The 8,494-nt window shown below is 40.1% G+C and carries 5 protein-coding genes; 1 reads left to right on the top strand and 4 read right to left on the bottom strand.

Going from position 1 to position 8,494, the window contains the following annotated elements:
* Window positions 1–285 precede the first annotated feature (285 nt).
* The 4 genes from VE944_RS02785 to VE944_RS02770 all read right to left on the bottom strand — a co-directional run bounded on the left by VE944_RS02785 (window position 286) and on the right by VE944_RS02770 (window position 6,687).
* Window positions 286–621, bottom strand: a complete 336-nt coding sequence (locus tag VE944_RS02785; RefSeq protein WP_324971948.1) for a hypothetical protein — start codon at window positions 619–621, stop codon at window positions 286–288.
* A 403-nt stretch (window positions 622–1,024) separates the two neighbouring features.
* A complete protein-coding gene (locus VE944_RS02780) occupies window positions 1,025–1,822 on the bottom strand; it encodes a peptidylprolyl isomerase (protein WP_324971945.1) in 798 nt (265 codons plus the stop codon).
* Between the two features lie 138 nt (window positions 1,823–1,960).
* Window positions 1,961–3,499 (bottom strand): beta-barrel domain-containing protein, encoded by a 1,539-nt coding sequence (locus tag VE944_RS02775; RefSeq protein ID WP_324971942.1) that lies wholly within the window; start codon window positions 3,497–3,499, stop codon window positions 1,961–1,963.
* Window positions 3,500–3,606: 107 nt separating this feature from the next.
* Complete coding sequence (locus tag VE944_RS02770) at window positions 3,607–6,687, bottom strand: peptidase domain-containing ABC transporter (protein ID WP_324971939.1); 3,081 nt, start codon at window positions 6,685–6,687, stop codon at window positions 3,607–3,609.
* Window positions 6,688–8,299: 1,612 nt separating this feature from the next.
* Here VE944_RS02770 and VE944_RS02765 point away from each other — a divergent pair.
* On the top strand, window positions 8,300–8,494 hold a 195-nt coding region (locus tag VE944_RS02765), incomplete at its 3' end, for a DUF6174 domain-containing protein (protein ID WP_324971950.1).

Below are 8,494 nucleotides of genomic sequence, written 5' to 3'. Positions count from 1 at the left end.
CCAAGCGTACTGCTATCTGAGTAACTGTTTTCATAGGCTTGATTTGTTGCTTTAACCAATCAGAAAATAATTTTCTAATGCTTTTTTGACGCAACTGTTCATCATAGTTGGGGTTCAATGATTTTTTTCACCGAAAAAGGGAGAGAAAAATCTTAACAAGAAACACGAAAGAATTTTAAACTTTAACCGTGAGTCTGAAGCCCACTCAAAAAAAGATGTTTTTCGAGACGCGTAGCGGAAGAATTGCATTGTCCAAGTTTTCAACCCCACGTTTAAAAATGTGGGTTAGTGAGTCCTGATCCCTCCTCCCTGTTGATTGGTAGGATTCTGAATGGTAGCAGAAATAGCATTAACGAAAGTTTCAGAGCGATTCGCTTCGGTTTGTACACCACCAATGACGCTGGAGAAAGTATTATCGCCAGTAGCATCAGCGCTAACAACTAATTCAGCAACATTTCCTGTTAAACCACCCAAGCTAGTGGTAATTGTCTTGGTGAAGATTTCATCAACATTAGCTGTAACTGTCTTGGTTGCAGTGTAGACGTTTCTAATGTCAGTACCACGACCACCGAAAATTTCTTCAAAGGAATTTTTCAAGTAGTTTAGATCAGAAATAACCATTTGAGTTTCTCTTGAAAAGTGCAACTTTTCTTAATGAATAGTTCTCTTCAACAGTCTGTAACTGCTTATACAAATACTACAGGTTTATCCTAGAAAAGTCAATTTTTTCTGATAAATTTGTGATTTAAAAAACTAATGTATTTAAGCTTAAAAACGAGCATGTATACTATTAGCTAATATTAAAAAAAACTAAAATAATTTTAGGCATTAATAACCTTAGTTACTGCCCAGCAAGACTTATGAAGATTAAACTTAATTTTTTTAAGCACTAAGCTGGTAAGTTGTGGATATGTTCACAAAATGCTAAAGAGAACAAATTATTAAATTTTAAGCAAACATATCAGCATAAATAACATTTTTGAAACTTAAAAGCATCTACCTTTAGCTAGATAAAGTTAATAGCCTATTTAGTCTTGGTGAATGACGTATCTGGCAATTCCTCCTGCGATCGCACATTTGCATCAGAGTCTATCTGAGTGACAATTTTCATAGCGTTAATTTGTTGCTTTAACCAATGAGAAAATGATTCTGTAATGATTTTTTGGCGCAATTGTTCATCTAGTTGGGGTTGAATAATTTCTTCCACCCAAATTAAATGCACTCCCTTGGGTGTTGTAATCGGTTTAAGAGCATTTGGTGGTGCAGCAGCAAATACAGCTGCTGCAATCTCTGGACGAAAATCTTTACGGTATCGGAGTCCTTGATATCCATAAGCACGGCGGAGTTCTGGTTCTGGAATATATAAACGAGCAATTTCAGGAAAATTGATTTCGCCTTCTTCAAGCGCATAAAAAAGTTCTAAAGCCAAGTCTCGATCCTGGAAGACAACTTCATAGGTAACGGCGGCGACATAATCTAGTTGATGTTCATAAAAATGCTTTTCGAGTTGATCAGAAAATAGATGATTTGCTAACTTCCGCGAAAGTATATTGTTGTAAGCTAATTCTTCAAACTCATTTACAGACAGGTGGTGTTTTTCTAGCCATGTCCAGGTTTCTTTAGCTTTGACAAGCTTCTTAGCAAACCTTAAGTTATCTCCTTCTTGCTGTAGTTCTTCTGGTGTGACTGTAATTCCTAGCTCTTGAGCTGCTTCGGTAATGATGCTTTGCGATGCGATCGCCTCCACTACATCAGGTATTTGACAGGAAAGCTTGAGACTGTGAATGATATCTGAACTAGAAATTGTCAGACTATGGGGCATAACACGATATCTCCAATAATTAAGGGCATTGTTAAGTTAGGAGTTAGGAGTTGGGAGTTATTTATTCCTCTTATTTCCCTTGTCGTATTTTTTAATTCCATCGGCGCTGCTCAGTCACCACCGTAAGTATCGCTTTGACTAAATCTCTAAACCGCCTTTTTGCAGTTTTTTGAATGGATCTAAAACAAAATCAATCACCCGCCGTTGGCGAATGATGACTTCAGCATTTGCTGTCTGACCGGCACCTAGTGGAATACGTTTGTTGCCATTTTCGACATACTGCTGATCTAAGATGATTTCTAATTCATAGTTTTCGATGTTCCCTTGGGGTGTTTGGGTAATTTTCGAGTCAGGAGAGATCCAAGTAACTTTCCCTGGCACGATGCCATACTCCTGGAAGGGATAGGCATCAAACTTGACTTTAACTGGCATTCCTAGCTTCAAAAAACCACTATCCTGATTAGGCATACTAGCTCTGAGTACGAAGTCTGCATTCTTGGGTGCGATTTGGGCAATCCTTTGGCCGAGTTGTACTACTGCTCCTGACTTCGTGGTGGGTAATTCAAAAATCACCCCATTAATCGGCGATCGCACCACTCGTTGCTGTATTTGAACTTTTATAGATATAACTTGGCTTCTAGTCTGAGCGACTTCTGATTGTACTGCTGTTATTTGTGTTTGTAGGTCTTTTAGCTGTTCCTGATTTTTCATTACAGCCAGTTGTCCGGCTTGCATCAAACTTTTATAGCTACTTTGTTCCTCTTGCAGTCGCAGTTTTGCTTGTTTGATATCAGACTCTAACGTTTTGATAGTTACTTGATAACGATTTAGTTCTTCCGCTAAACGGAATTCTGCTTGTTTGATATCTGATACAGCCCTGCTATAGAGTCGTTTACTTTCTTGTTGTTCTTTTTTAAGTTGATCAATTTGGGTTGCAGAAACTGCACCATCGTAAACGAGTTTGCTAAAGCGTTCAATTTGTCTAGAATCTATACTCAAACGGTTTTTAGCCGATTGCTTATCATCACGAGTGGTGTAAATTTGTTGCTGGGCTTGCTTAACTAATGCTTGTTTTTCTAACTTTTGGAGGTCATAGCTACTCAGTTTGGCATCCAGGTTTTGCTGCGCCTGGTTAACTTGAGCTATTTTTTCTAATTCTTGGGATTTATTTTGTTGCTCTAAAAGGTTAGTTGACATTAGGAGTTGATTTTTGAGCAATTCCAGTTGCGATTGCCGATTTTGTAGCCCTTGCAACTTGCTCTGGACTTGTTGCAGTTCCGTTTGCAGGACATCAGACTCTAGTTCTACTAGAACCTGGCCGGCTCTGACTGTATCTCCTTCTTTGACCATAACTGTTTTGACACTCCCAGCAGCTTGAGCGTCTAATTTTTGAGTTGCGCCTTTAGGTTCTATACGCCCTCTAGCACTACCAGTCTCATCTATTTTCGAGAGAGTTGCCCAAGGCAAGAACAGACCAGCAAAGCCTATGAGTATATACAACAAACCACGAGTCCAAATCCGAGGTAAGGCATTGAGCAATGCTTCAGTACCGTAGTACAAGTCTTGACTATTACTTTCTGCCTCAGCAACTTCTACAGATTCCTCTTGCTGTGTGTAACTTTGGTATTTATCTGTCTCATTTTGAGGAACTGGGGATGATCGATTGGGAGATGGCATAGTTTTAGTTCGGATAACAGTAGATAGGGAACGGGGAATGGGGAGTGGGGAGTGGGGGAGAAGAACTATTAATTTATTTATCAATGCCCAATGCCCCATGCCCAATCTCAACTGACTTGAGCCAGTTGTTGTTGATTCAGGTAGTAATAATGACCTTTTTTAGTGATTAATTCGTCGTGAGTACCGCTTTCTACCAAAACACCTTGATCTAAAACCAGAATCAAGTCAGCGTTGCGGACTGTAGAGAGGCGATGGGCAATGATTACACTTGTGCGTCCTTGAAGAATTGTTTTGAGGTTGTTTTGAATGATTCGTTCTGATTCGGAATCTAGGTGACTGGTGGCTTCATCAAATAGTAATAATCGAGGATTTCCGAGCAAAGCACGAGCGATCGCTAGGCGTTGGCGTTGTCCACCAGAAAGCATACCGCCGCTTTCACCAATTTGGGATTCGTAACCCATCGGTAGTTTTTGAATAAATTCATCGGCTCCGGCGTATTTTGCTGCTTGGATAATTTCTTCTGAAGAGGCATTTGGATGAGCGATCGCAATGTTTTCTCGAATAGTCCCACCAAAGAGAAAAGTATCTTGGTCTACAACACCGATTTGAGAACGGAGCGATCGCAACGAAACACCAGTGATGTCACGACCATCAATCAGTAGTTTGCCATCTGTCGGTGGATATAAACCCAAAATCAATTTACTCAGGGTTGTTTTTCCAGAACCACTGCGCCCCACCACTGCAACCATCTGTTCTGGTTGGATTTCAAAGTTAAGATTTTCTAAGACGTTAGTCTCACTTTCTGAGTGATAGCGAAAGGTGACATTATGAAAGCTAATGTGACCACGCAGCTTACCCAACGCCTTCCGGGGTTTAGTTTCTAAGTCTTCTTCTGGTTCCGCCTCCAACACATCATTTATGCGTTCGGTGGAAATCACAATTTCTTGCAATTGATTCCACAGCATAGATAGCCTCTGGAAAGGACTCAAGACGTTACCCACCAACATATTGAAAGCAACTAATTGTCCAATCGTCAGTTCGCCATTAATTACCTGAGTCGCTCCATACCACAGCAATGCAGTATTTACAAAAGTTTGGATAACACCACTGATAATTTGCAGCTGATTACCAATTATCTGAGCATTAAAGCCTTTTTTGACCAAATCATTCAGCAGTTCCTCCCAACGCCAGCGCACAGTCTGTTCAATTGACAATGAGCGGACGGTACGAATTCCACTTAGAGATTCTATGAGATAGCTTTGTTCTTTAGCGCCTGCATTAAAAATTTCTCTGGAGATGCGGCGCAAAATATTTGTGCTAGCTAGCGCCAAGATAAAAAATGGCGGTACTGTACACAGCACGAATAATGACATGCGCCAGCTATAGGAGAACATCAAGGCCAAATAAACCACCAATGTCAGCATATCCAGCAAAATGGAGAGTGTCTGACCGGTAAGGAATTGCTGAATTTTCTGGTTTTCTTGGATGCGCGAGACTATATCCCCTACAAAACGCGACTCGAAATAAGAAAGGGGCAAGCGGAAGGTATGTTTGATAAAACCTACGAGTAGGGCGATGCTAACGCGGTTGGCAGTATGAAATAAAAGATATTGGCGTAGAGCATTGACAGCCACACCAAATAACCCAAAAACTATCATCCCCAAAGCAATGGCGTTTAAGGTTGTAACGCTACGTTGCACAAGGACTCTATCGAGCAATAACTGGGTGAAGACTGGCGTTACCAGTCCAAATATTTGGATTAATATCGAAGCTGCAAAGATTTCTAATAGTGCCCGATGGTGAGGTTTAATTAACTCAAAAAACTTCCAGAAACTTGTATTTTCGTTTTTAGTATTTTGTAATAAAGCTGTAGGTTCCAGTAACAATGCATAACCACTCCAACCTGCTTGAAATTCAGCTTTTGTCAGGCTGCATTGACCAAGAGCCGGATCACATACAATTACCCGCTTTTTGCTGATTTCATAGACAACGATGAAGTGGTTGCCTTCCCAGTGGACAATTGCAGGTAAAGGTTGTTCTGCTAATTTATCAAGAGTGGCTTTCACCGGACGGGTGGCAAAACCCAAGTTTTCTGCTGCTGCTGCCATAGCTTTTAGAGATGCACCACTGCGGTTGACGTTGGTCATATCTCGCAGGCGATTAATACTAAAATGCTTGCCCCAATAGTTACCAATCATTACTAAGCAAGCAGAGCCACAATCGGCAGCGCTTTGTTGTGCATAGAAGGGATAGCTCTTAGTCAGGCGTTTCCACCAATGCCTCACTTGCACCTGTGGACTGGGAAAGTAAAAACGTGCTTTTTTTGGTTGTTGTTGTTGTGACTGCTGATCTCGTTGGGGAAAAGGAATGATTTTGGATTTTGGAGATTGGGAAGTTTCTCCCCCACTCTTTAGTACAGACGGGATTAATCGCGTCTCTTCCGACTCCCCACTCCCCACTCCCCAATTCCCCAACTCCGGCAAGTATTCTAGTGCTGTTTGCCGATGGTCTTTTTTCAGAATGTAAGCAATTGTTGGTTGAGTTACCTGCCAATCACCTTGTTTTGGTTGGGCAATTGTGCCTGGTGTCAAAAGATGGCCTTCAGAATGCCGCAGTTGACCTCTGTACAATAGCCATAACTCAGAATCTTGGGATACTTGCGTAGTTAAAGAGCCAGTCTCTAAATGATGTCGCTCAAAGAGAGATAAAGCTTTGAGCATCCCTGGTACAAGTGAAGTATGGCACGGTAATTGTGAGGTTTGGCGACATAACAATAGTAAATCCCAAAGTTCTGCACGGGCAAAAAGGCGATCGCGAATATTAGGATACTTATCTATCAATGTTTGCAATGCGTCTTGCTTAAAATAGCCAAGCTTTAAGCTTGTCGAAGCTCTGACTACATAAGGACTAAAATCAGCTTCGGGAAAAAGAGTCAATTCACCGAAAACAGACCATGCACCAAAGGTAGTAATTAAATTCTCAGAGCTATCCAACAGCCGGACTTTACCTGTAAGGATAATATAGATGCCAGGATTCGTCTGTGCAGATTGCCAAAACTGCTTTGCTAGTGGTGGCTCCACAATTTCCATTGCTGCCAAGAAGTTTTGTAATTCCTGTTGTGAAAGCTTTGCACCCAAGGTGTACAAAAGCCTTTCGCCTACATCTTCCCCAGAAAGCACGGGTGGCATTTTCTAACCTCCAAGACGAAATTTAGCTATTGCTCTAAATTGAAAAAAAATAATAAAAAGTATTACTTTATACTTTTATGTTTGCAACTAAACCCTAAAATTCTTATGAATAAAGGAATATTTTTATGTAACAAAGTGTTTTTATTTGGGAAGCAGCACCACTCGTTGCAACTGAACTCTTGATCTTGACAATCACTAATGTGAATACCAATATATTGGGCTAAACGTTTGCATAGTCAAGCTTGTTTACTCGCAAAATACCAATCATTGCGGTGTCTTAGTCCGCCACAAGATTTGTGCTTTCAGCAAGAGGTCGAATAAGAATTTCAAAGCAAAGCGTCTACGGCTTTGCCAAGGAATCAGAATCACTTTAGTGGGAATCCTTCCGTCTAAAGCCTATAACCTACAGCATTAAAAAGCTGGCTTGGGGGAGGCTACAGTCAAGAGACGAGAAAAACTATAAAGCACATTATGATTTTTTGAGATTTTACTACTCAAGAAAAATCTCATTTTAACAATATTGTTTGCTATGCTTAAAAGCTACTAAACTCAATCTTTTTACAGTCATGTTCAGTCTCTTTAAACATATATACAAAAAATCTATGTAAATTTTGCTACACCTCCTCTAAGAGAGTTAGTCTGAGTGGTTAAATAGTTTTGCGATAAACATATTTACATAATTAGCTTACACTGATTAGCTAAAAGTTTGAATAGCCTACGCTTATTTTTCTGTAAATTTTCTGAAATATTATAAAATGGACAACTCTTTGCAGAAAAAATACAATTTTTACCCCTTAAAATATTAAATCTTTAAAAAAATAGACCATATATTATGGTGCAAGTGATGACGGCACATAATACTCTCGGTTCGCCGATTTTATTGGGAGTTAGAAACAAAGTATACTCAAGGGTATAAACACTGCTCACCAAGTTGAGTGTAAATAGTCGTTGGGAATCCAACTAGAACAAAAATACGCTATAAATAAATACATAAATGTTTGTAAGTAATTCTGGGTAAAATTTGAGGAGTTTCACTTTTTTTGGGGAACTTTAGTTTTAGCCAAAGAGCTTTAGTTCAAGGCGGGTATAGATTCGGGTGGGATGAGTCAAAGCACCCCTAGACACTCCACTTAGATCAAGTCCAAGTCTCGTGCTTACTTTACGCATGATATTGGCCCCACCGTTGCAATCTGCATTAATGTACCAATTCATTGCTGTGCGGAACAATCCACGTTTTACTCTGCGACCAGAAGACTTCCAGTTATGGGGTTTTTCACTGTATTTTGGTAGCGTGTCACCATCAACATAAGATGCTGCTGAGGTGTTCGCTTCTTCTGTCTCAATAAATTCTCCACTCAACCCGGTTCTGATTTCCCGCGCCTAATGAGGATGATGGTAGAAAATTTTTTCGCCTCATCGGCAGAAGAACTCGGATTTGCTAACTTGATACCTAAGTCAGCTACCCAAGCACAGACAGAACTCCTTCCAAGTTTTTTGGTCTGGTGAGCAAGCTGTATGCGCTCTAGAACAACAATTCAATCAGCTTAACTAACTGGGCTTAAACATTACAAATTACGAATTAGTATAAGATTGTTTTGGCTGTAGCGATCGCCTGCTCCATACTCTCCACAATATAAACATTAAACTTAGCAATAATTGTTTTTGTCTTCCCGATTTCAGAGGGCTAGTAATCATTGAAGTACGTAACGGCATCACAAAATCTATCACGAATGCTCAAACTGGTAAGCGAGTAGATCCAAAGCTATTACAACAATTTGAATTTAAGTTGATACCAATGAACCTGATA

This window comes from Nostoc sp., assembly GCF_035638895.1.
In the GTDB taxonomy this organism is placed as follows: domain Bacteria; phylum Cyanobacteriota; class Cyanobacteriia; order Cyanobacteriales; family Nostocaceae; genus Nostoc.
The sequence above is the reverse complement of the archived record's forward strand: the minus strand, read 5'-3'. Positions and strand labels throughout refer to the sequence as shown.